This window comes from Pseudonocardia sp. P1 (assembly GCF_000178675.2).
Lineage (GTDB): Bacteria > Actinomycetota > Actinomycetes > Mycobacteriales > Pseudonocardiaceae > Pseudonocardia.
Map to the genome: position 1 here is coordinate 3960303 of NZ_ADUJ02000001.1, position 23432 is coordinate 3983734.

A 23432-nucleotide genomic window follows, 5' to 3' on the forward strand; every position below is an offset into this window, starting at 1 on the left:
GTGGTGGTGGGTCAGCCTGCGACCGGGGCGGCGGACGGGGTGTCGGCGACGGCTGCCGGGGCGGGCTCGGCCGGGGTGCGCCGGGCCGACTTCAGCGCCACGACGAGTGCGGCGGAGACCAGCGTCCCGGCGACGATCGCCAGCAGGTACGCGAACGGGTTGCCGATCAGCGGGACCACGAAGATGCCGCCGTGCGGGGCACGCAGCGTCGACCCGAAGGCCATCGACAGCGCGCCGGTGACCGCGGAGCCCGCCATCAGCGACGGGATGACCCGCAGCGGGTCGCCCGCGGCGAACGGGATCGCGCCCTCGGTGATGAAGGAGGCGCCGAGCAGCCAGGCCGCGCGGCCGTTCTCCTGCTCGGCCCGGGTGAACAGGTTCTTCCGGACGGTGCTGGCCAGCGCCAGCGCCAGCGGCGGCGTCATGCCGGCCGCCATCACGGCTGCCATGATCAGCAGCGCGGTCTCGGAGCCGGTCGAGAGCCCGGCGACGGCGAAGGCGTACGCGGCCTTGTTCACCGGGCCGCCCATGTCGAAGGCCATCATCAGGCCGAGCAGGGCGCCGAGCAGCACCGCGTTCGTGCCGGACAGCCCGTTGAGCCAGCCGGTCAGGCCGGTCGTGGCGGCCGCGAGCGGCTGGCCGACGACCAGGAACATGATCGCGCCGACCACGGCCGTGCCGATCAGCGGCAGCACCAGCACCGGCATGATCCCGGCGAGCGCGCGGGGTGGCTGCCAGAGCTTCAGGCCGTAGATCACCGCACCGGCGAGCAGGCCGGCGACCAGGCCGCCGAGGAACCCGGCCTGGGTGTTGACGGCGATCATGCCGCCGACGAAGCCGGGCACCAGTGCGGGCCGGTCGGCGATGGCGTAGGCGATGAAGCCCGCGAGCACCGGCACCAGGAACCCGAAGGCCAGCGAGCCGATCTGGAACGACAGCGCGGCCCACGCGGCCAGCGACCCCGCGTCGAAGTTGATCGAGGCGACGTTGCTGTCGTCGATGGAGACGATGTCCGGGTAGTCGGTGATCTGGTAGCCGCCGAGGGCGAAGCCCAGCGCGATCAGCAGGCCGCCCGCGGCGACGAACGGGATGACGTAGGAGACACCCGTCATCAGCCAGCCGCGCAGCTTCGAACCGAACCCCGAACCGAAGTGCTTGGTCTCCATCTCCCCGCCGCCTGCGGCGGGGGCGGGGGCCGACGCGACCGGCGCACCGGCCGGCTGCTCGCCCGCCTTCGCGACGGCCTGCTCGATCAGTCCCGGCGCGCCGCCGATGGCCTTCTTGACCGGGCTGGTCACCGTCGGCAGGTGCGCGAAGCGCTCCTTGTCCCGGACCTCGACGTCGGCGGCCAGGATGATCGCCTCGGCCTCGGCGAGCTGCTCCGCGGTGAAGGGGGTGGACCCGGCCGATCCCTGGGTCTCGACGACGATCTCGTGGCCGGCCTCCTCGGCGGCGACCTCGAGGGCCTCGGCGGCCATGTAGGTGTGCGCGATGCCGGTCGGGCACGCGGTCACGGCGAGGAGCTTCACGCTCCCACCTCCTGCTGGATGAAGGCCGCGACGGCGGCGTCGTCGGTGGCACCGAGCAGCTCGTTCTTGAACGAGGCCCGGACGAGGCGGCGGGCCAGCGCGGCCAGCACCGTCATGTGGTCGGTGTTCCCGCCCTCCGGGGCGGCGATCATGAAGATCAGGGTGGCCGGGCCGTCCTCGGCGCCGAAGTCGACGCCGCTGCTGCTGCGGCCGAACGCCAGGCTGGGCTCGGTGACGGCCGACGAGCGGCAGTGCGGGATGCCGATCCCGCCCTCCAGGCCGGTCGGCATCTGGGCCTCGCGGGCCTCGATGTCGGCGAGGAACCGGTCCAGGTCGGTGACCCGTCCGGCGTCGACGAGGCGCTGCGCGAGCGCGGTGACGGTGGTGGTGCGGTCGGCCGACGGCACGTCGAGGTCGACCAGATCAGCGGTGATCAGTGCGGTCATGCGGCATCTCCGGTGAGGGCGAGGGTGACGTCCGGCGTGGGTGCCAGTTCGACGTCGTCGATACGGATGTCGGCCGGGCCCGGCGTGACGGATCCGGGCAGGCGGCAGGCGGCGGCGCCGTGGGCGACGGCCTGTCGCAGGGCGTCCGGACCCTCCCCGCCCGCGGCCAGGAACCCGGCCAGGGTGGAGTCGCCGGCGCCGACCGTGCTGCGCACGGCGATCGGAGGGGTCCGGGCGTGGTACTCGCCGGACCGGTCGACCAGCAGGGCGCCTCCGGCACCCAGGCTGACCAGGACCGCGCCGATCCCGCGGGCACGCAGCTCGCGGGCCGCCACCAGCACGTCGCCGAGGCTGCCCAGCGGGCGCCCGACGAGCTCGGCCAGCTCGGCGTGGTTGGGCTTCACGAGATCGGGCCCGGCCGCCACCGCGTGGTGCAGCGGGGCACCCGAGGTGTCGACGGCGATCCGAAGGCCGGGCCGGCGGCAGCGCCGCACCAGCTCGGCGTACGCGTCGTCGCCGACCCCGCGGGGCAGCGACCCGCAGCCGACCAGCCACGTGGCGCCCGCGCCGAGGGTCTGTGCCCGGTCGAGGAGTGCCTCGGCCTCGTCCGGGGTCAGCCGCGGGCCCGCCTCATTGATCTTGGTGGTGACGCCGTCCGGCTCGACCAGGGTGATGTTGACCCGGGTGGCCTCGCCGACGGGCACCGCGACGGTGGTGACGTCGGTGGGCTCCAGGAGGGCGGCGAGCCGCTCGCCCGGCGCGGCGCCGGACGGCATCAGCGCCACCACCCGGTGCCCGGCCGCGGCGAGCGCGCGGGCGACGTTGACGCCCTTCCCGCCCGGATCGACCCGGACGGACGTGGCGCGGTGCACCGCCCCGCGGACCAGGTGCGGCAGCTCCACCGTGCGGTCCAGGCTCGGGTTCGGCGTGACCGTGACGAACATCGGGGGTGTTCCCGTCATGCGCGCACCACCTTCGGTCCGGCGGCCTCCAGCGCGGCGGCGTCCGCCGGGTCGAGGCCGGTGTCGGTGATCAGGGTGTCGATCTCGGCGGGCGTCCCGAAGCGGACGAACTGGTCGGCGCCGAACTTGCTCGCGTCGGCCAGGACGACCGACCGGCGGGCGGCGCGGAGCATCGCCCGCTTGGTCGCGCCCTCGTCCGGGTCCGGGGTGGTGAGGCCCCGGGTGGGGGAGAAGCCGTTGGTGCCGAGGAACGCGACGTCGACGACGAGATCGGCGAGCACGCTGTTCGCCCAGTCGTCGACGGTCGCGAGGGTGGTCCCGCGGACCCGGCCGCCGAGCAGCCTCAGGTGCACGTTCGGGCGTCCGGCGAGCGACGACGCGATCGGGAGCGAATTGGTGACGACGGTGAGGTCCCGCTCCCGCGGCAGCGCCCCGGCCAGGCGGGAGGTGGTGGTGCCGGCGTCGAGCAGGATCGTCGCGGCGGTGCCGAGCTCGGCGACCGCGGCCTTCGCGATCCGCTCCTTCTCCGCGCCGTACTGGCTGTCGCGCTGGCCGACGCCCGGCTCGAAGTTCAGCAGGTCGGACGGGATGGCGCCGCCGTGCACCCGGCGCACCAGGCCCTGCCGCTCCAGCCCACCGAGGTCGCGGCGGATCGTCTCGGGGGTGACATCGAGCTCCTCGGCGACGGCGGCCACGTCGACCCGGCCCCGGTCCCGGGTCCGGTCGAGCAGCCACTGCTGACGCTCCGCTGCGTACATCTTTGTTCGCTCCCGCTTCGGTGCTTGCTTGTGTCTGAGTATGTGGGTTTTACTGTGTTTGTCAACGGGTCACGTCGGAGTAACCCAGGGAGCCCCCATGCCGAGCACGTTGAACGGAATCCCCGCGAGCCCGGGCCGGGCCGGCGGCCGCGTCGTCCGGGTCGCCGAGCCGCCGGGCGAGCCGGCCGCGGGACCCGCACCCGCGGACCCCGCCGCCGAGGCGGCGCGGATCGCGCCCGCCGTCGAGCTGGTGTCGGAACGCCTCACCGCGCGCGCCGCCACCGTCTCCGGGGACGCGCGGGAGGTGCTGGAGGCGACCGTGACGATGGTCGGCGACCCCGCCCTGCTGGAGAACGCGCAGAACCTGGTCACCGGCGAGGGCCGCCCGGCCGCGCGTGCGGTGTGGGAGGCGGCCGGGCAGTTCGCCGAGCTGCTGTCGTCGATGGGCGGCTACATGGCCGAGCGCGCCCGCGACATCCACGACGTCCGGGACCGGATCGTGGCCGAGCTGCTGGGCCTGCCCGCCCCGGGCGTCGCCGACCTCGACGCACCCGCCGTGCTCGTCGCCGGCGACCTCGCCCCGGCCGACACGGCGGGCCTGCGGCCCGGTGTCGCGCTGGCCCTCGTCACCGAGCAGGGCGGACCGACCAGCCACACCGCGATCCTCGCCCGCTCCCTGGGGATCCCCGCCGTCGTCGGGTGCGCGGGTGCGCGGGCGCTGGCCGAGGGCACCGCCGTGACCGTCGACGGCGGCACCGGTGAGGTCGCCGAGGTCGCGACCCTCGACGAGGCGACCGCCTTCGCCTCCGTCGCCTCGGTCGAGGCCGACTGGGACGGGACGGGCCGCACGGCCGACGGTCACGTCGTCCCGCTGCTGGCGAACGTCGGTGACGGCCCGGGCGCGGCGAAGGGTGCCGCCGACGGCGCCGAGGGCGTCGGCCTGTTCCGCACCGAGCTCGCCTTCCTCGCGGCGGCCGAGGAGCCTGCCGAGGCGCGGCAGCGGGAGGTCTACGCCGCGGTGCTCTCCGCGTTCGCCGGGAGGCCGGTCACCGCCCGGACCCTCGACGCCGGTGCCGACAAGCCGTTGCCGTTCCTGTCGCTCGACGGCGAGCCCAACCCCGCGCTCGGCGTCCGTGGCCTGCGGATCGCCCGGGTCCCGGGCAACGGCGACGGCGTCCTCGACCGCCAGCTCGCGGCACTCGCCGCGGCGGCGAAGGAGACGGGTGCCGAGCTGAAGGTGATGGCGCCGATGGTGGCCACCGCCGAGGAGGCCCGCTGGTTCGTCGAGCGCTGTCGCGCGCACGGCATCGCGCAGGCCGGCGTCATGATCGAGATCCCGGCTGCGGTGCTGACCGCCGACGAGATCATGGCCGAGGTCGACTTCGTCTCGGTCGGCACCAACGACCTGGCCCAGTACCTGTTCGCGGCGGATCGCCAGTCCGGGCCGGTCGCGGCACTCAACGACCCGTGGCAGCCCGCGCTGCTCCGCCTGATCGGCCTGCTCGGCGAGGCCTCGGCCCGCACCGGCACGCCGGTCGGCGTCTGTGGCGAGGCCGCGGCCGACGCGGCGCTCGCGCCGGTGCTCGTCGGGCTGGGGGTGGCGAGCCTGTCGATGGGATCCGGCGCGCTGGCCGCCGTCGGTGCGGCGCTCGGCTCGGTGGATCTGGAGCAGTGCCGGGACCGGGCCCGCGCCGCATGCGCGGCGGCCGACCCGATCGGGGCGCGGCGTGCGGTGTCGGAGCTGGGTGACTGAACGGCGACACCTCCTTACGGGTGATGCTTCGGCATCATGGATCGCTCTCTGTGACGCACTGGAGCGATCGGAGCAGGTTTGGGATGCGCTGTCCGGGGCGGAGCCTCCGCTCGTCGCGCGGGAGTGGCCGCTGATCGGCCGTAAGCCCGGCCGCCGACGGGTGGAGCCGCTGGTCGCAGGCCGGTGCGGGTCCACCCCAGCGGGGCGTCCCCAGGTTGCCGCACGCCACTCGCGGTTGTTGGGTCGGCACACGGCGTGATCCACCGCTCGGGTCCGTCGACGGAGACGATCAGGGGGCCCGCCCATGTCCGGCACCGAGGGACCGCTCGCGTACGCCGTCCGGGTGGCTGCCGAACAGGCCTACGTCGACGGTCTGTCCGAGGGGCGCCGGGAGGCGTGGGAGCGCGCGTCCGGCGCGACGCCCGAGCCGTCGTCGAAGCGGCTGCTCGTGCACCTGTCGCACTCGATCGAGCGTGCGGTGATGTCCGGGCCGCGGATCGACCCGACCGTCGTCGTGGCGCTGTTCCAGCGGCTGCCGTTCTTCGACCGCGAGCGCGAGGTCTACGCGCGGATGGCCGAGGCGGGCATCCACGTCGTCGTCGGGTTCGTCGACGGCAGCGCGCACGACGTGCCGGAGGGGATCCATCTCGTCACCCTCGACCCGGACGAGCCGCTGGCCGACGAGTGGACGGTCGTCGCCGCGGGTCCCGAGGCGGGTGCATTCCTGGTCGCGACCGACCAGCACGCCCGTGACCCGCAGGAGAGCGGTCCCGAGGCGGGCCGGGTGTTCCTCGGCCGGTGGGGCTACTCCCGCGCGCAGGCCGGCAGCGAGCTGGCCCGGCTGCGGTTCGCCCTCGGCGACCGGCTCGACCCGACGATCCGGCGCACGATCGACGAGCTCCTCGCCCGGTCGATGCCGGCCGGCGGCGACCCGGCCGCCTCGTCCGGCACGCCGGGCGAGGCCTGGGCGACCACCTCGCTGAACCACATGATCGACCGCTTGCTGTCGGTCCGGGCGGGTACCCGCGAGCTCCGTGCCCAGCTGGCCGACGCGCAGCAGGCCGCGGCCGCCCGCACCGCCGCCGTCGTGGATCCCGCCAGCGGGCTGCCGACCGCCGACGTCCTGAACCGCTGGACGGACACCGCGGGGCCGGAGGCGCTCCCGGTCGGGGTCGCGCTGTTCGACCTGCCCGGGCTGAGCGGCGACCGGGTCCGCGACGACGACCGGGCCTCCTACTTCGCGGCGCACCAGGTCGCGGCCGCGCTGACCCAGCCGCTCGGGCCGGTCGACACCGCGGTCCGGCTGTCGGAGCGGCGGTTCGCGCTGGTCCTGCCCGGGGCGTCGGAGCGGCACCTGGCGGGGGTGTGCGACCGGGTCGGTGAGCAGCTGGAGCTGGCCTCGCACGGGTACCCGGGTGTTCCGCTGCACGGCCGGGTGGCGCTGATGTGCACCCGGACGCGGCCGCTCCCGGTCGACGACCTGCGTGCCGCGCTGGGGCACCTCCCGGAGGACCCGGCGGGCCACGGCCCCGTCGACGCCGGCGAGACCCCCGCGGGCGACCGCATCGTGGTCGCGGCGGCGGGCCTCGCGGAGTCCGCGACGGGCCTCGCGGAGTCCGGGGGCCGGTCGGAGCTCCCCGTCGCCACGACGGAGGAGAGCGACGGACCGGACCGCGCGGGGGGCGCCGCCGCGCGGGGGCACGACGCCACGACCGGATCCCCGGACGCGGGGGCCACGGGAGAGGGCTCCGGCGTGCAGGACGACCGGATCGGCGCGTGGGACGTCCCCGGCGCGGGCCGGCGCCCGGAGGCGGGCCGTCCCACCCCGTACGAGCGCCCGTCCGCACCGGAGCACCGGGCCTCGGCCGAGGGGACGCACCGGGCCCCGCCGGTCGACGACGGCGGCGCCCCGTACCGCTCCTGGCCGCCCACCCGCGTCGGCACCGCGGGCCGGCCCGGCGGCACCGGTCACGACTCCGTCGGCCCGCCGGCGCACGCGCACGCACCGGAGCCGCAGCAGGCGCCGCCGGTGTCCCGCCCCCGGCCCTACCTCGACGCGGGATCCGGCGCCGGCAGGACCGACGACGACCCGCGGAACGCCGCGCAGCAGGCGCTCCGGCGTCTCGCGCCCGGCTCCACCGGCAACGGCGACGACCGGGCGCGCGACGACGTGTTCACCGACCTGTCCGACACGGGCGGCCGCAACGGCACCGGTCACCCCGGGTGGTGACCCGGGGCGACCGTGCCGGGTGGTGATCAGCCCGCGAGGAAGCCGAGCAGCGCCCGGTTGAACTCCTCGGCGTGCGTGGCGTTGAGGCCGTGCGGCCCGCCCTCGATCAGCGCGAGCTGCGCGCCCTTGATCGACTCGTGGGACCGCTTGCCGGAGACCTCGAACGGAACGATCGCGTCCGAGTCGCCGTGGATCACCAGGGTGGGTACGCCCGCGTCGGACACCTTCTGCACGTCGCCGCGCAGGTCGGTCCGGCCGAACGCGGTGATGCAGTCCAGCGTGCCCTTCGGCGAGGCGAACTCGGCGATCGCCCGGTGGTACAGCCGGTTCGGCTCGCTGATCAGGTCGGTCCGGTCCCCGGCCGCGAAGAAGCCCGTCGTGAACTCCTCGAGGAACGCGATCCGGTCGCCGGTCACGCCGGCCTGGAACTGCTCGATGGTGGCGTCGTCGAGCCCGCCGTCCGGGTTGTCGTCGGACTTGTACAGGTAGGGCGGCACGGCGGCGGCGAGCACCGCCTTCGCGACCCGGTCGGTGCCGTGCCTCGCGATGTAGCGGACGACCTCGCCGCCGCCCATCGAGAAGCCGACCAGCGTCGCCTCGCGCAGGTCCAGGTGGACGAGCAGGGCGTGCAGGTCGTCGGCGAAGGTGTCGTAGTCGTAGCCGTCCCACGGCTGGGAGGACCCACCGAAGCCGCGGCGGTCGTAGGTGACGACCCGGTGACCGGCCTCGACCAGTGCCGGGACCTGCTTCTCCCAGGACCGGCCGGACAGCGGCCAGCCGTGGACCAGGACGACCGGGGCGCCGGAGCCCTGGTCGGTGTAGTGGAGTTCGACCGGGGTGCCGTTCTGGTTGCCGACGCTGAGCTGGGGCATGGAGCGGACTCCTCCTGAAGATCGATCGTGCGCAACTCTTCGGAAGGTGATACCCGGACGCGGGCGGGTGTATTCCCCTAGTGCCCGGCGGGCTCGCGCTGCAGGACGCGCTCCAGCACGGCGCGGATCGTCGGGTCCTCGACGGTGTAGTAGACGAACGTCCCCTCCCGCCGGTTCTCGACCAGCCCGGCCAGCCGCAGCTTGGCGAGGTGCTGGCTCACCGCGGTGGGGGCGGCCCCGACCAGCTCGGCGAGGCAGGCGACCGAGGTCTCGCCCTGCAGCAGCGCCCAGAGGATCTTGATCCGGGTCGGGTCGGACAGCATGCGCAGCGCGTCCGCGGCGCGGCGGACGTCGTCCTCGGGCGGCATCGCGAAGCCGGGGATGGACTCGTGCACGACGCCGAGGATACCTGCGGAGCTGCGCGGATGGTCCGTCGTCTCACTAGCTGGATGTCTGCTTGCTTATCTTCATGCATACGCAGGTACTGTCGTTCGCATGCGCACCGCACTCGCACTGCCCGAGGTCCGCTGGGCCGGGGCGGCCCTGCTGGCCTTCCTCGCCGCCACCGGGCTGTCGCTCGCGGGGGCACCCTGGTCCGTGGTGGTGGCCCTCTACCTGGCCTGTTACGTCCTGGGCGGCTGGGAACCCGCGGTGGAGGGAGTGAAGGCGCTGGCCGAGAAGCGGCTCGACGTCGACCTGCTGATGGTCGTGGCGGCCGCCGCCGCGGCCTCGATCGGCCAGTGGTTCGACGGCGGCCTGCTCATCGTCATCTTCGCGACGTCCGGTGCGCTCGAGGCGGTGATGACGGCGCGGACCCGGGCCGATATCGACTCGTTGCTCGATCTCGCGCCGGAGACCGCCACGCTGGTCGAGGACGGGACCGAGCGGCGGGTCCCCGCGGCCGGGCTGGTCGCCGGCCAGACCGTCGTCGTACGGCCCGGCGAGCGGATCCCCGGCGACGGCCGGGTGCTCGACGGCGTGTCCGAGGTGGACACCGCGGCGCTCACCGGCGAGCCGGTGCCGGTCCGCCGTGAGGCCGGCGACGACGTGCTCGCCGGCACCGTCAACGGCACCGGCGTGCTGCGGGTGCGGGTGCTGCGCGACGCCGCGGACACCGTCGTCGCGGGGGTGGCGGCGCAGGTCGAGCGCGCCGCCGGGACGAAGGCGAACCGTCAGCTGTTCATCGAGAAGGTCGAGCAGCGGTACTCGGTGATCGTCGTCGTGGCGACCGTGCTGCTGCTCGCGGTGCCACTGCTGCTCGGTGCCGCGTTCGAGGAGACCCTGCTCCGCGCGATCGTGTTCATGATCGTCGCGTCGCCGTGCGCGATCGTCCTGGCGACGATGCCGCCGCTGCTCGCGGCCGTCGCGGTGGCCGGCCGTCGCGGCACACTGGTCAAGGACGTCACCGTGCTCGAGGCGCTCGCCGACGTCGACTCCGTCGTGCTCGACAAGACCGGCACCCTCACCTCCGGCCGGCCGCAGGTCGTCGCGGCCACCGCGCTCGGCGGCCGCTCCACCGACGACGTGCTCGCCCTGGCGGCGGCGGCCGAGGTGGGCAGCGAGCACGTGCTCGGCCGCGCGGTGCGCCGGCACGCCCTCGACCGTGGCCTCGACCTGCCCGTCGCGACGGGGTTCGCGGCGGTCCCCGGCGAGGGGGTGCGGGCGTCGGTCGGCGGGCACGAGGTGCTCGTCGGCAGGCCCGAGCTGCTCGACGCCCCGGACGGGCCGGCCGGCGCGCTGGTCGCGGAGGTGCAGGAGGCCGGGCGGACCGCCGTCGTCGTGCTGGTGGGCGGGGCGCCGGTGGGCGTGCTCGGGCTCGCCGACGAGCCCCGCCCGGGCGCGGCCGAGGCCCTCGCCGACGTGCGACGCGTGGTCGGCGGGGAGCCCGAGGTCCTCACCGGTGACGCGTTGCGCCCGGCCCGGGTGCTCGCCGACCGGCTCGGCCTGACCGGTGTGCGTGCCGGGCTGCTGCCCGCGGACAAGGTCGACGTCGTGCGGGAGCGGCAGGACGCCGGGCACCGGGTGCTGGCCGCCGGCGACGGCATCAACGACGCGCCGCTGCTGGCGTCCGCCGACGTCGGGCTGGTCGTCTCGGACGGCGCCGGGGCGCTCTCGCTGGAGGCCGCCGACGGCGTGCTGACCCGCGACCCGCTCGGCTCGCTCGCCCCACTGGTCGCCCTCGCGCGCCGGGCCCGGCGGATCGCGCGCGCCAACCTGGCGTTCGCCGCCGCGGTGATCGTCGTCCTGGTCGGGTGGGACCTGGTCGGCACGCTGCCGCTGGTCGTCGGCGTCGCCGGGCACGAGCTCTCGACGGTGCTGGTGTGCCTGAACGGGCTGCGGCTGCTGGTCGGCGCGCGCCGCGACGACCGGCGCGGGCGGACGGCCGCGGCGCCGGTCGAGGACCGGGTCGGCGCCGGGGTCTGACGGGCGGTCGGGCGGTCAGGCGGGTGCGGCGTCCAGGGCGGCCAGCGCCATCCGGCGCAGGACGGCGACCCGGGCGTCGGCGCCCCGGGGGGCCGGCTGGTCCACCCGTGGCGCGTACGGCGTCGAGTTGAGCAGCCCAAACACGCCGTGCGCGACGGTCCGCGCCTCGGACGGCGGGACGCCCGGGTGGACCCGGCGCAGGGTGTCCACCCAGAGCTCGACGTAGGTGCGCTGCAGCCGGCGGACGGTGCGGCGTGCCTCGTCGGGCAGGTTCGCCAGGTCCCGGTCCTGCACGACGATCAGCTCCGGCTCGCGGGTGGCGAACTCGACGTGGAAGTCCACGAGGTCCGCCAGCGCCGCCCGCGGATCGTCGTGCCGGACCCGGGCGCGGCCGCCCTCCAGCAGCCGCTCGCTGATGTCGATCAGCATCTCGGCGAGCAGCGCCTCCTTGCCCGGGAAGTGCCGGTAGAGGGCGGGCCCGCTGACCCCGACGGCCGCTCCCAGGTCGGCGATGCTCACGCCGTGGAAGCCGTGCCGGGCGAAGAGGCGTGCCGCCTCGGCGAGGATCTGCTCGCGCCGGCTGGGGCCGGCGGACTCCGGGGCGGCCATCGCACGAGCGTACCGCTCCGGGTTAACGGTTGTTAACCGCCGTGCGGATCGTCTCAGGATCCGCACAGGTCGTCGGCGATACCCTCGTCGGTGTGATGAGCACCCTGCGCCGGCTGCGCGAGCGCACCGGCGTGCGCGCGGCGTCCGCGCTCGCCGCCGCGGCGGCGGTCGCGCTCGTGCTCGTCGTCGCCGGGGTGTCGCTGGTCCTGGTGCTCGACCAGACGCTGAAGGCCAACACCCGCGACGCCCTCCAGCAGACCGCCCAGCAGCTCGCCACCCGGGTCGAGGCGAACTTCTCCGGCAGCAGCGATCCCAAGCGCAACGCCATCGACGCGACCGGCAAGCGCACCGACATCGTCCAGATCGCCACCGCCTACAGCGACGAGACCAACGCCCCGGACTGGATGGTCGGCTCGAACGGCGCCCAGAAGGACGTCCAGATCATCGGCTCGTCCGATCCGCTCGACGAGGCCGACCCCATCGTGCCGTGGCTGCTGGCGCCGGGCGAGACGCGGTCCGAGGCCGATGTCCCGATCACCTACCGCAACGGCGCCGACCAGGTCGGGGACGACGAGACGGCGACCGAGAACATGATGGTCGTCGGCCTCGGGGCGCGTGCCCAGGGGCGACCGATCACCGTCTACGCCGCGCAGGACCTCAAGCCGGTGCACCAGGCCGTCGAGACCGTCGGGCTGCTGGCCGCCGGCGGGATCCCGGTCCTGGTGCTGGTCGCCGGGTTCTTCACCTACCTGTTCGCAGGCCGCGCGCTCCGCCCGGTGGAGGAGATGCGGTCGCGGGTCGCCGGGATGGGTGAGAAGGACCTGTCCGAACGGGTGCCCGAGCCGGCGTCGCGGGACGAGGTCGGCAGGCTCGCCCGCACGATGAACCAGATGCTCGGCCGGATCGAGTCGTCACAGGCCACCCAGCGGCGGTTCGTCGCCGACGCCAGCCACGAGCTGCGCAGCCCGCTCGCGACGGTCTCCACCGGCCTGGAGCTGCTCGGCACCGGGATGGCGGAGGAGTCGGCGGACCGGGCCACCGTCGAGACGCTCCGCGGCGAGACCGCCCGGCTGACCGGCCTGGTCGAGGGACTGCTGTTCCTGGCCAGGGCCGACGAGCGCGGGCTCGCGCCCCGCCGTGAGGAGGTCGATCTCGACGAGATCGCCGACGCCGAGCGGGTCCGGCCGTCCGGGGCGACGGCCGTCGCCGTCCGGGTGACGACCGAGCCGGCCCGGGTGGTCGGCGACCGCGGCCAGCTGGTCCGGGTGGTGCGCAACCTCGTCGACAACGCCAAGCGGCACGCCACGTCGACGGTGACGGTGTCGGTCGGGACCGACGGCGCCACCGCGGTGATCGACGTCGAGGACGACGGCTGCGGTGTCCCCGAGGCCGACCGGGCCCGGGTGTTCGAGCGGTTCGTCCGCCTCGACGAGGCCCGTTCGCGCGGCGACGGCGGCTCCGGCCTGGGCCTGTCGATCGTGTCCGAGCTGGTCGCCGCGCACGGCGGCACGGTGGCGGCCCTGGAGTCGCCGGAGCTGGGCGGTGCCCGGTTCCGGGTGACCCTCCCGGCGGTCGTCGCGGCTCCGGTCCCCGAGCCGGACGACGAGTCCGAGCCGTCCGGGGCGTCCGACCCGGACCCCGACCTGCGTGACGACCGCCCGTCCGGCCCGTTGCCCAGGATCCTGGAGATCCCGGCCGGGGCGCACTCCGGTCCCGCCAAGCCCGGTCCGACGCCCTCCGGCGGCGCGTCCGGTGCGGTCGACCTGGCCGGTGCGGCCGGTGCCACAGGTTCAGCCGGTGCAGCCGGTGTGGAGGCGAACCGGACGGCCACCCCGGCCGGGGGGAACCGGGTCACCCCCGAGGTGACGTCCGCCGGCGGCGGCGCCACGCGTCCGTCGCCCGGGGCTCCCCGCCCGGAGCAGGACGCCGGCCGGGCGCAGCGCCGGAACGACCCGCCGACCGGTCCGCTGCCGATCCGTCCGGACACCGTCGGCAGCCCCGCCGACGAGAACGAGACCCGTCCGCTCCCGGTGGTCCGAGCCGGCACCGGCCCGCGCGGCGGCACCGCCGTGGCGACCCGGAACGGCGGGACGCGGACCGGTGCCGCCCGCGCCGAGGCGGCCCAGGGCGAGGCGGCACGGTCCGGGGAGTCGCGGGCCCCGGCCCCGCGCCGCCCGGACGACCGCCGGAGCTGATCCGGCGGCCCCCGGGGGTCAGGCCGGGGGTGCGGCGGCGGGCTCGGACATCCGGTAGCCCACGCCGCGCAGGGTCTCGATGCTGTGCGTCCCGAACGGCGCGTCGATCTTCCGGCGCAGGTAGCCGACGTAGACCTCGACGACGTTGACCTCGCCGTCGTAGTGGGCGTCCCACACCGACCGCAGGATGTCGGTCTTGGTCACGACCTGCCCCGGGTGCGCCATCAGGTGCTCCAGCACCCCGAACTCGCGTGGGGTCAGGGAGATCTCGACGTCGCCGCGGTGCACCCGGTGGGTCGCAGGGTCCAGCGACAGGTCCCCGACGCGCAGGACGGTCGGTGCCGACTCCCCGGCGCGCCGCAGCAGTGCCCGCAGCCGGGCCAGCAGCACGACGAACGAGAAGGGCTTGGTCAGGTAGTCGTCGGCGCCGAGGTCGAACGCGTCGGCCTCGTCGTACTCGCCGTCCTTCGCGGTCAGCATCAGCACCGGCGTCCACACGCCGCGGTCGCGCAGGTGCTGGAGGATCCGGTAGCCGGACAGGCCCGGGAGCATGATGTCCAGGACGATCACGTCGTGCCGGCCGGACAACGCGTACTGCAGGCCGGTGTTGCCGTCGTGGGCGAGCTCGATCTCGTGCCCCTCGGCGGCCAGGCCCCGCCGGACGAGCTCGGCGAGCGGTTTCTCGTCCTCGACCAGTAGCAGGCGCACGCTTCTACCGTAGTGTCCGCGCCCGCCCGTGACGGACGGTGGCCTGCAGGAACAGCGGTGCCGGACGCCCGACGACCCTCATCGGCGCTCCTCCCCATCGGTCGTACGACGAGTGTGCTCCGCCGACGCTGTGACGGGCCTGAGACGGGGACCGGTGCTGGACGAACCACGTTAACGAGCGCTAACCTGTTAACGGTCGTTAACAGGAGGTACGGATGGTGGTCCCGGAAGCGGCGCAGGGAGCGCCCAGGCTCGGCACGGCGGTCGACCCGTCCGGCGACGGGTTCGCGGCGAACGCCGCCGCGCACCGCGACCTGGTGGCGGACCTGAACGCGCAGCTCGCCTCGGCCCGGCTGGGCGGACCCGAGCGGTCGCGGACCCGCCACGTGGAGCGCGGCAAACTGCTGCCACGGGACCGGGTGGACTCGCTGGTCGACCCGTCGTCGCCGTTCCTGGAGCTGTCGCCGATGGCGGCGCACGGCATGTACGACGACCAGGCCCCCGGCGCCGGGATGATCACCGGTGTCGGCCGGGTGGCCGGTCGCGAGTGCGTGATCGTCGCCAACGACGCGACGGTCAAGGGCGGCACCTACTACCCGATGACGGTCAAGAAGCACCTCCGGGCGCAGGAGGTGGCGCTGCAGAACAGGCTGCCCTGCGTCTACCTGGTCGACTCCGGCGGCGCCTACCTGCCCGAGCAGGACCAGGTCTTCCCGGACCGCGAGCACTTCGGCCGGATCTTCTACAACCAGGCGCAGATGTCCGGGCAGGGCATCCCGCAGATCGCCGCCGTGCTGGGCTCCTGCACCGCGGGTGGCGCCTACGTGCCGGCGATGTCGGACGAGGCGGTGATCGTCCGCAACCAGGGCACGATCTTCCTCGGCGGCCCCCCGCTGGTGAAGGCGGCGACCGGTGAGGTCGTCACCGCCGAGGAGCTGGGCGGCGGGGACCTGCACTCGAAGACCTCCGGGGTGACCGACCACCTGGCCGCCGACGACGCCGACGCCCTCCAGCGGGTCCGGGCCATCGTCGGCACGCTCGGCCCGCGCGCCCCGCGGCCGTGGGACGTCGCGCAGACCGAGGCCCCGGCCGTCGACCCGGCGGAGCTCTACGGCGCGGTCCCGGCCGACTCGCGGACCCCCTACGACGTGCGCGAGGTGATCGCCCGCGTCGTCGACGGCTCCCGGTTCGGCGAGTTCAAGTCCGAGTACGGCACGACGCTGGTCACCGGTTTCGCCCGGATCCACGGCCACCCGGTCGGGATCGTGGCGAACAACGGGATCCTGTTCTCCGAGTCCGCGGTCAAGGGCGCGCACTTCGTCGAGCTGTGCGACCAGCGCGGGATCCCGCTGGTGTTCCTGCAGAACATCTCCGGGTTCATGGTCGGCCGCGACTACGAGGCCGGCGGGATCGCGAAGAACGGCGCCAAGATGGTCACCGCCGTCGCCTCGACGCGGGTGCCGAAGCTGACCGTCGTCATCGGCGGGTCGTTCGGCGCCGGGAACTACGCCATGTGCGGGCGGGCGTACTCGCCGCGGTTCCTGTTCATGTGGCCCAACGCCCGCGTCTCCGTCATGGGCGGGGAGCAGGCCGCGACCGTGCTCGGCACCGTCGGCAACGCCGATCCGGACGCGATCCGCGCCCAGTACGAGGCGCAGGGCCACCCCTACTACTCCACCGCCCGGCTGTGGGACGACGGCGTCATCGACCCCGCCGACACCCGCACGGTGCTGGGCCTGTCCCTGTCCGTCGCCGCCAACGCGCCCCTGGCCGACCCGGCCTTCGGCGTCTTCCGGATGTGAGGGCCGTGAGCCGCATGTTCGACACCGTCCTGGTCGCCAACCGCGGCGAGATCGCCGTCCGGGTCGTCCGCACCCTGCGCGCGCTCGGCGTGCGCAGCGTCGCCGTGTACTCCGACGCCGACTCCTCCGCCCCGCACGTCCGCGCCGCCGACGAGGCGGTCCGGATCGGGCCCGCCGCGGCCGCCGAGTCCTACCTGTCGATCGAGAACGTGATCGCCGCGGCCCGGGCCACCGGCGCGCAGGCGATCCACCCCGGCTACGGCTTCCTGTCCGAGAACACCGCGTTCGCCACCGCCTGCGAGCAGGCCGGGATCGCGTTCGTCGGGCCGCCGTCGTCGGCGATCGAGGCGATGGGCGACAAGATCCGCGCCAAGCAGACCGTCGCCAAGGCCGGGGTGCCGGTCGTGCCCGGCTCCGACGGGGCGGGCCTGTCCGACGACGAGCTCACCGCCGTCGTCGCCGACATCGGCTACCCGGTCCTGCTCAAGCCGAGCGCCGGCGGGGGCGGCAAGGGCATGCGCGAGGTGCACTCCCCGGAGGGCCTCGCCGACGCCATCGCCGGGGCCCGGCGCGAGGCCCGCGGCTCGTTCGGCGACGACACCCTGCTCGTCGAGCGCCTGGTCACCACCCCGCGCCACATCGAGATCCAGGTGATGGCCGACGCCCACGGCGGCGTCGTCCACCTCGGCGAGCGCGAGTGCTCGCTGCAGCGCAGGCACCAGAAGATCATCGAGGAGGCGCCGTCGGCGCTGCTCACCGACGCGCAGCGTGCCGAGATGGGCCGTGCGGCCTGCGAGGCGGCCCGCGCTGTGGGCTACACCGGCGCCGGGACCGTCGAGTTCATCGTGAGCGGTGACCGGGCGGCGTCCGATCTCGAGTTCTTCTTCCTGGAGATGAACACCCGGCTGCAGGTCGAGCACCCGGTCACCGAGGAGGTCACCGGCCTGGACCTGGTCGAGCTCCAGCTGCGGGTCGCCGCCGGGGAGCCGCTGCCGATCGGTCAGGACGACGTCGTGCTGACCGGCCACGCCGTCGAGGCCCGGGTCTACGCCGAGTCGACCGCGGTGCACGAGGGCGCGCTGACCTTCCTCCCGAGCGGCGGGCCGGTGCTCGACTGGAGCCCGGCCGCCGGGGTGCGGGTCGACTCGGGCATCGCGACCGGCACGGTCGTCGGCTCGGACTACGACCCGATGCTCGCCAAGGTGATCGCCCACGGCGCCACCCGCGACGAGGCGCTGCGCCGGCTCGACGGCGCCCTGCGCGACACGGTCCTGCTCGGGCTCGACTCCAACGTGGCCTTCCTGCGGGCACTGCTCGCCGACGACGACGTCCGCGCCGGCCGGCTCGACACCGGCCTGATCGCGCGGCGCGGGGCGGCGCTGGTGGACACCGGCGTCCCCGAGGACGTGCTCGGCGCGGTCGCCGGGCAGGCGCTGCTGCGGCTGGAGCCGGTGTCGCCGTCCGAGGCACCGCGGGTCGTCGACCCGTTCGACGTCCCGGGCGGCTGGCGGGTCGGTGAGCCGGCCTGGACCGTGCGGCGGCTGGTCGCCGCCGGGGCGGACGCCGCCGAGGTGCGGGTCCGCGGCCGCGCCGCCGGGTTCGACCTGGCACTGCCCGGCCGGGACGGCGAGGACGGGGCGACCCCCGCGTCCGCGACCGGGGCCGCACCGGTGCACCGCTGCCGCACCGCCGCCGTCGGGCCGGGGGCGGTCGAGCACACCCACGACGGCCGCACCCGCCGCTACGCGGTCGCCCAGGCGTCCGACGGGGTGCTCTGGATCGGGCGCGACGGCCACGCCTGGGGCGTCCGCGAGCAGGAGCCATTGGAGGCAGCCCGCACCGCCGCCGAGGACGACGGCGGCCCGGTCGTCTCGCCGATGCCGGGCACCGTGACCGTCGTCGCCGTCGCCGAGGGCGACACCGTGACCGCCGGCGCGACGCTGGTGGTCGTCGAGGCCATGAAGATGGAACACGTGCTCACCGCCCCCGTCGACGGGACGGTGCGCGAGCTGAGGGCCCGCCCCGGAGCCACCGTCGCGAAGGACGCGGTGCTGCTGGTCGTCGAGGCGGCTCCCGAGAAGGAGGAGTCGGCATGACCACCGCCACCGGACGGACCTCCGCCGAGGAGTACGAGGCACTGCGGGTCTCGGTCGAGGAGTTCGCGCGCAGGGAGGTCGCCCCGGTCATCGGGGACCTCTACATCCGCGAGGAGTTCCCGTACGACATCACCGCGAAGATGGGCGCGATGGGCCTGTTCGGCCTGCCCGTCCCCGAGTCCTACGGCGGCATGGGCGGCGACTACTACGCGCTCTGCCTGGCCCTGGAGGAGCTCGCCCGGGTCGACTCGTCGGTCTCGATCACCGTCGAGGCCGGCGTCGGGCTCGGTGCCATGCCGATCCTCCGCTTCGGCACCGAGGAGCAGAAGGCCCGCTGGCTGCCCGACCTCGCCGCCGGGCGGGCGCTCGGCGCGTTCGGGCTCACCGAGCCAGGTGGCGGGTCCGACGCCGGCGCCACCCGCACCACCGCCCGCCTCGAGGACGGCGAGTGGGTGATCAACGGGTCGAAGTGCTTCATCACCAACTCCGGCACCGACATCACCTCGGTCGTCACCGTCACCGCCGTGACCGGCGAGAAGCCCGACGGCGGCAAGGAGATCTCGGCGATCCTCGTCCCCGCCGGGACGCCCGGGTTCACCGTCGGTGGGAAGTACTCCAAGGTCGGCTGGAACTGCTCGGACACCCGGGAGCTGTTCTTCGACGACGTCCGTGTCCCCGAGGCGAACCTGCTCGGCGAGCGCGGCCGCGGCTACGCCCAGTTCCTGTCCATCCTGGACGAGGGCCGGGTCGCGATCGCCGCGCTCTCGGTCGGGCTGGCCCAGGGCTGCGTCGACGAGTCGGTGCGCTACGCCGGTGAGCGGGAGGCGTTCGGCCGGACGATCGGTGGCTACCAGGCGATCCAGTTCAAGATCGCCGAGATGGAGGCCCGGGTGCACACCGCCCGGCTCGCGTGGCAGCACGCCGCCCGGCTCCTCGTCGACGGGGAGCCGTTCAAGAAGGAGGCGGCGATCGCGAAGCTCGTCGCCTCGAACGCGGCGATGGACAACGCCCGCGACGCCACGCAGGTCTTCGGCGGCTACGGCTTCATGAACGAGTACCCCGTCGGCCGCTTCTACCGCGACGCGAAGATCCTGGAGATAGGCGAAGGCACCTCAGAGGTCCAGAAACTCCTGATAGCCCGCCACCTGGGCCTGTAGCCCCGCCACCTGGGCCTGTAGCGCGGACGCTCACGGGTTCCGTCGGCGCTCGCCCGATCGCGTGAGCACCGGCGGAACCGGTGAGCGGGGCGGGGTTCGTTCGGTGGGTGAACGACATTCCCGGGGGCCGGGTGATGACTGTGATGGGGTGCGGGGCGCGCTGCGCGGGTAGACCGGTACCCATGGGTAACGACCTCAACCACCAGGTACGCCTCGCCGCCCGCCCGACCGGGCTCCCCGGCCCCGAGGTGTGGGAGCACACCTCCGAGCCGGTCCCGGAGCCCGGCGAGGGGCGGTTCGTCGTCCGCGTCAGCCACGTCTCCCTGGACCCGGCGATGCGCGGCTGGATGAACGAGGGGAAGTCCTACGCCCCGCCGGTCGGGATCGGCTCCGTCATGCGGGCGCTGGGCCTCGGCGAGGTCGTGGCGTCGAACCACCCGGGCTTCGCCGTCGGCGACACCGTCACCGGCGTGCTCGGCGTGCAGGACTACGTCGAGACCGACGGCTCCGGCCTGCAGAAGGTGCGGCCCACCGCCGAGGTCCCGCCGGAGCGCTACCTCGCGCTGCTCGGGATGACCGGCATGACCGCCTGGTTCGGGCTCTTCGACGTCGGTGCGCTGAAGGAGGGGGAGACCGTCGTCGTCTCCGGTGCCGCGGGCGCGGTCGGCAGCGTCGTGGGGCAGCTTGCGAAGATCCGGGGTGCCCGGGTGGTCGGCATCGCCGGCGGGCCGGAGAAGTGTTCCTGGGTCACCGGCGAGCTCGGCTTCGACGCCGCGATCGACTACCGCACCGAGAACGTGTCGCAGCGGCTGCGCGAGCTCGCCCCCGACGGCGTCGACGTCTACTTCGACAACGTCGGCGGGGAGATCCTCGACGCCGTGCTCGGCAGGCTCGCGATGCACGCCCGCGTCGTCATCTGCGGCGCCATCAGCCAGTACAACTCCGACAGCGGCATGCAGGGCCCGCGCAACTACATGAACCTGCTCGTGTACCGGGCCCGGATGGAGGGCTTCCTGGTCGGCGACTACGTCGACCGGTGGGGCGAGGCGGGCACCGAGCTCGCCGGGTGGCTGGCCGAGGGCCGCATCCACAGCCGGGAGGACGTCGTCGACGGCACCGTGGACGACTTCCCCGAGGTCCTGCTGCGCCTGTTCCGCGGCGAGAACACCGGCAAGCTGGTGCTGCGCCTGCGCCGGGACTGAACCCCGCCACCGGGGTGCGGCGCGCGGGCCGGGCACGATGACGGGGTGCGCCTCGCCCTCGCCCGGACCGCCGTCGTCGTCTCCGGAGCGGCGATCCTCGTCGTCGAGACCCTCGCGACGCGGCTGGTGGCCCCGTACGTCGGGCTGACCCTGGAGTCCACGACCGCGGTGATCGGGGTGGCGCTGGCCGGGATCGCCGCCGGCGCCGCGCTCGGCGGGAAGTGGGCCGACGAGCGCGACCCGGTGGCCGTCGCGGGGCTGATGCTCGTGATCGGCGGGCTCGGCACGCTCGCCGTGCGCCCGATCGTCCGGCTCCTCGGCCCGCTGCTGGGTGCCGGGCCGTACGCGGCGGTCCTCCTCGTCGCGGCGTCCACACTGGTCTCGGTGACCGCGCTGTCGGCGGTCACCCCGGCCGTCACGAAGGCGCGGCTGACGGGTCTCGACCGCTCCGGTGAGGTCGTCGGCGGGCTGTCCGCGGCCGGGACCGTCGGCTCCCTCGCCGGCACCTTCCTGACCGGTTTCGTGCTGGTGGCGTTGCTTCCGGTGAGCGCGATCCTGCTGGTCACCGCCGCCGCGTGCCTGGTGCTCGGGCTCGTCGTCGCGCCGTGGCGCCGGCGCCGGGACCTGCTGCGGGGCGGCACGGCGGCGGTCCTGCTCGCCGTCGCGCTCGTCGCCGTCCCGGGCCGGTGCGACGCCGACACCACCTACTACTGCGCGTCCGTGCAGCCCGACCCGGACGACCCGGCCGGGCGCTACCTGGTGCTCGACGACCTCCGGCACTCCTACGTCCGGCTCGGCGATCCCGCGCACCTGGAGTTCGCCTACACGAAACGGTTCGCGGCCGCGGTCGACACCGCGTTCCCGCCGGGACGGCCGCTGGACGCCGTGCACGTCGGCGGTGGGGCGCTCACCGTGCCGCGGTGGCTGGCCGCGACCCGTCCGGGGAGCACCTCGGCCGTGCTGGAGCTCGACCGCGGGGTGGTCGACCTGGGCGTGCGCGAGCTGGACGCCGGTGCGATCCCGGCGACGACCGTCCGCACCGGCGACGCCCGGGTGGGGCTCGCCGAGCGACCCGACGACTCGGCCGATGTCGTCGTCGGCGACGCGTTCGGCGCCCGCTCGGTGCCGTGGCACCTGTCGACCCGCGAGTTCCTCGCCGAGGTGCAGCGGGTGCTGCGTCCCGGCGGGCTCTACGTGCTCAACGTGATCGACCGCGACCCGCTGGACCTGCTGCGCGCCGCGACGGCGACGGTCGACGGCAGCTTCGGCACGACGATGCTGGTGGCCCGGCCCGACGAGCTCGCACCGGACGGCGGCGGGAACGTCGTGGTCGTCGCGTCCGACCGGCCGGTCGACCCGGCGGCGCTGGAGGCCGCGGTCGCCCGCAGCGGCGAGCCCGGCGCGGTGCTCGACCCGGCCCGCACCGCCGCGTTCACCGCCGGGGCGCCGGTGCTGACCGACGACCGTGCCCCGGTCGACCAGCTCATCACCACCGGCCTGGAGGGCTGAGCCCGGTCCCGGGTGGCCGCGGGCCGGATCACGCTAGGGTCGCGTTCGCCGGAGGCACGTGACTCACGAGGGGAATCCGCTGTGGCGACCTGGGAAGACCTGCACTCCTACGTGGTGGTGCGGTACGAGATCGTCCGGCAGACCGCCGACGAGCTCCGGTTCCGGCTCCCGACGACCGGGGACCGGACCCAGCTGGTCGTCGTGAAGCGGATCCGGGAGGCCGCCGCGCGGCCGGGCGTCGAGGTGACCGACGCCGCCGCGGCCGTCGCCGACCCGGACCAGGTGTGGGTGCAGATCGAGTCGCCCGTCGCCCGGCTCGGCGACGTCGACCTCGCGAAGGCGCTGGAGCTGGCCGGCCCGTCGGTGGTGGGCGGGCTCGCGGCCGAGGAGGGCGTGATCGTGTACCGGCACTCGATCCCGCTGGGCCCCGCAGCGCTCGACGGTTTCGAGTTCCCGTTCCGGCAGGTCGTGCACCTGGCCGACGAGCTCGAGCAGGCGCTGACCGGGCGCGACGAGAACTAGGTCACACTTGACCTGAAGCCGGGTAGAGGTCCGAGGCTTCCGGGCATGGCTCAGTACACGCTTCCGGACCTGCCCTACGACTACGGCGCACTCGCTCCGCACATCGCGCCGGAGATCATGGAGCTGCACCACTCCAAGCACCACAACACCTACGTCCAGGGCCTCAACGACACCATCGACAAGCTCGCCGAGGCCCGTTCGACGAACGACTTCGGCGCCGTCGTCGGCCTGGAGAAGACCCTCGCGTTCAACCTCGGCGGGCACGTCAACCACTCCGCCTTCTGGAAGAACCTCCCCCCGGACGGCGGCGACAAGCCCACCGGTGACCTCGCCTCCGCGATCGACGACGACTTCGGGTCGTTCGACGCGTTCCAGGCGCACTTCACCGCCGCCGCCACCACCATCCAGGGCTCCGGCTGGGCCGTCCTGGGCTTCGACCGGCTCGGGCAGAAGCTGCTGATCCACCAGCTCTACGACCAGCAGTCCCAGCTCCCCGCCGGGCAGACCCCGATCGTGCTGCTCGACATGTGGGAGCACGCGTTCTACCTGCAGTACAAGAACGTGAAGCCGGGCTACGTCAAGGCCTGGTGGAACGTCGTCGACTGGGCGGACGCCGCCGAGCGCTTCGCTGCCGCGCGCGGCTGACGGGGGGCGGGGC

19 protein-coding genes are annotated in these 23432 nt (G+C 74.6%); 11 read left to right on the forward strand and 8 right to left on the reverse strand.

The features are described from left to right. Window positions 1-11: 11 nt before the first annotated feature. Genes PP1_RS18225 through PP1_RS18240 form a run of 4 tightly spaced genes read right to left on the reverse strand, consistent with a single transcriptional unit; the run spans window position 12 to window position 3695 of the window. The gene (locus PP1_RS18225) at window positions 12-1529 is read right to left on the reverse strand and encodes a PTS fructose transporter subunit IIC (RefSeq protein WP_010230851.1); all 1518 of its coding nucleotides are present in this window, start codon (window positions 1527-1529) and stop codon (window positions 12-14) included. Further along, window positions 1526-1975 carry a PTS sugar transporter subunit IIA gene (locus PP1_RS18230; protein ID WP_010230848.1) on the reverse strand — a complete coding sequence of 150 codons (450 nt, stop codon included), beginning with the start codon at window positions 1973-1975 and terminating at the stop codon, window positions 1526-1528. Before PP1_RS18230 ends, PP1_RS18225 begins: the two co-directional genes overlap by 4 nt. Beyond that, complete coding sequence (gene pfkB, locus PP1_RS18235) at window positions 1972-2919, reverse strand: 1-phosphofructokinase (protein WP_010230845.1); 948 nt, start codon at window positions 2917-2919, stop codon at window positions 1972-1974. Before pfkB ends, PP1_RS18230 begins: the two co-directional genes overlap by 4 nt. Window positions 2920-2933: 14 nt before the next feature. Further along, the gene (locus PP1_RS18240; RefSeq protein ID WP_010230841.1) at window positions 2934-3695 is read right to left on the reverse strand and encodes a DeoR/GlpR family DNA-binding transcription regulator; all 762 of its coding nucleotides are present in this window, start codon (window positions 3693-3695) and stop codon (window positions 2934-2936) included. Window positions 3696-3792: 97 nt separating this feature from the next. Here PP1_RS18240 and PP1_RS18245 point away from each other — a divergent pair, with 97 nt between their 5' ends. Further along, window positions 3793-5448, forward strand: coding sequence for a putative PEP-binding protein (locus PP1_RS18245; RefSeq protein ID WP_075314826.1), 1656 nt, complete (start codon window positions 3793-3795; stop codon window positions 5446-5448). Window positions 5449-5752: 304 nt separating this feature from the next. Continuing rightward, on the forward strand, window positions 5753-7678 hold the full coding sequence (locus PP1_RS18250) for a DICT sensory domain-containing protein (RefSeq protein WP_060574575.1): 1926 nt from the start codon (window positions 5753-5755) through the stop codon (window positions 7676-7678). A 26-nt stretch (window positions 7679-7704) separates the two neighbouring features. Here the strand turns inward: PP1_RS18250 and PP1_RS18255 are convergent, their stop codons facing one another. Both PP1_RS18255 and PP1_RS18260 read right to left on the reverse strand, forming a co-directional pair. Then, window positions 7705-8550 (reverse strand): alpha/beta fold hydrolase, encoded by an 846-nt coding sequence (locus PP1_RS18255; protein ID WP_010223574.1) that lies wholly within the window; start codon window positions 8548-8550, stop codon window positions 7705-7707. Window positions 8551-8627: 77 nt separating this feature from the next. Next, complete coding sequence (locus PP1_RS18260; RefSeq protein WP_010223576.1) at window positions 8628-8945, reverse strand: ArsR/SmtB family transcription factor; 318 nt, start codon at window positions 8943-8945, stop codon at window positions 8628-8630. A gap of 100 nt (window positions 8946-9045) precedes the next feature. Between PP1_RS18260 and PP1_RS18265 the strand changes: the two genes are divergently transcribed. Further along, window positions 9046-10974, forward strand: coding sequence for a heavy metal translocating P-type ATPase (locus tag PP1_RS18265; RefSeq protein ID WP_075314824.1), 1929 nt, complete (start codon window positions 9046-9048; stop codon window positions 10972-10974). Window positions 10975-10989: 15 nt separating this feature from the next. Here the strand turns inward: PP1_RS18265 and PP1_RS18270 are convergent, their stop codons facing one another. Next, window positions 10990-11583, reverse strand: a complete 594-nt coding sequence (locus PP1_RS18270) for an SACE_7040 family transcriptional regulator (RefSeq protein ID WP_060574577.1) — start codon at window positions 11581-11583, stop codon at window positions 10990-10992. A gap of 95 nt (window positions 11584-11678) precedes the next feature. On the opposite strand from PP1_RS18270, the gene PP1_RS18275 reads away from it, so the two are divergent. Beyond that, entirely contained in the window at window positions 11679-13778 is a 2100-nt protein-coding gene (locus PP1_RS18275; protein ID WP_139323989.1) for an ATP-binding protein, read from the forward strand. Between the two features lie 18 nt (window positions 13779-13796). Here PP1_RS18275 and PP1_RS18280 read toward each other — a convergent pair whose 3' ends face one another. Then, entirely contained in the window at window positions 13797-14486 is a 690-nt protein-coding gene (locus tag PP1_RS18280) for a response regulator transcription factor (RefSeq protein WP_060574579.1), read from the reverse strand. A 215-nt stretch (window positions 14487-14701) separates the two neighbouring features. On the opposite strand from PP1_RS18280, the gene PP1_RS18285 reads away from it, so the two are divergent. The 7 genes from PP1_RS18285 to PP1_RS18315 all read left to right on the forward strand — a co-directional run bounded on the left by PP1_RS18285 (window position 14702) and on the right by PP1_RS18315 (window position 23419). Next, entirely contained in the window at window positions 14702-16288 is a 1587-nt protein-coding gene (locus PP1_RS18285) for a carboxyl transferase domain-containing protein (RefSeq protein ID WP_010227159.1), read from the forward strand. 14 nt (window positions 16289-16302) lie between these two features. Continuing rightward, window positions 16303-18384, forward strand: a complete 2082-nt coding sequence (locus PP1_RS18290) for an acetyl/propionyl/methylcrotonyl-CoA carboxylase subunit alpha (protein WP_170918951.1) — start codon at window positions 16303-16305, stop codon at window positions 18382-18384. Beyond that, window positions 18381-19541 carry an acyl-CoA dehydrogenase family protein gene (locus tag PP1_RS18295; protein WP_010230504.1) on the forward strand — a complete coding sequence of 387 codons (1161 nt, stop codon included), beginning with the start codon at window positions 18381-18383 and terminating at the stop codon, window positions 19539-19541. Before PP1_RS18290 ends, PP1_RS18295 begins: the two co-directional genes overlap by 4 nt. Window positions 19542-19723: 182 nt before the next feature. Continuing rightward, window positions 19724-20743: an NADP-dependent oxidoreductase gene (locus PP1_RS18300; protein WP_010230506.1), complete on the forward strand. Its 1020-nt coding sequence runs from the start codon at window positions 19724-19726 to the stop codon at window positions 20741-20743. Between the two features lie 45 nt (window positions 20744-20788). Beyond that, window positions 20789-22252 carry a fused MFS/spermidine synthase gene (locus PP1_RS18305; RefSeq protein WP_075314818.1) on the forward strand — a complete coding sequence of 488 codons (1464 nt, stop codon included), beginning with the start codon at window positions 20789-20791 and terminating at the stop codon, window positions 22250-22252. Between the two features lie 81 nt (window positions 22253-22333). Next, the gene (locus PP1_RS18310; protein WP_010230264.1) at window positions 22334-22774 is read left to right on the forward strand and encodes a hypothetical protein; all 441 of its coding nucleotides are present in this window, start codon (window positions 22334-22336) and stop codon (window positions 22772-22774) included. Window positions 22775-22819: 45 nt separating this feature from the next. After that, the gene (locus PP1_RS18315; protein ID WP_075314816.1) at window positions 22820-23419 is read left to right on the forward strand and encodes a superoxide dismutase; all 600 of its coding nucleotides are present in this window, start codon (window positions 22820-22822) and stop codon (window positions 23417-23419) included. Window positions 23420-23432 lie beyond the last annotated feature (13 nt).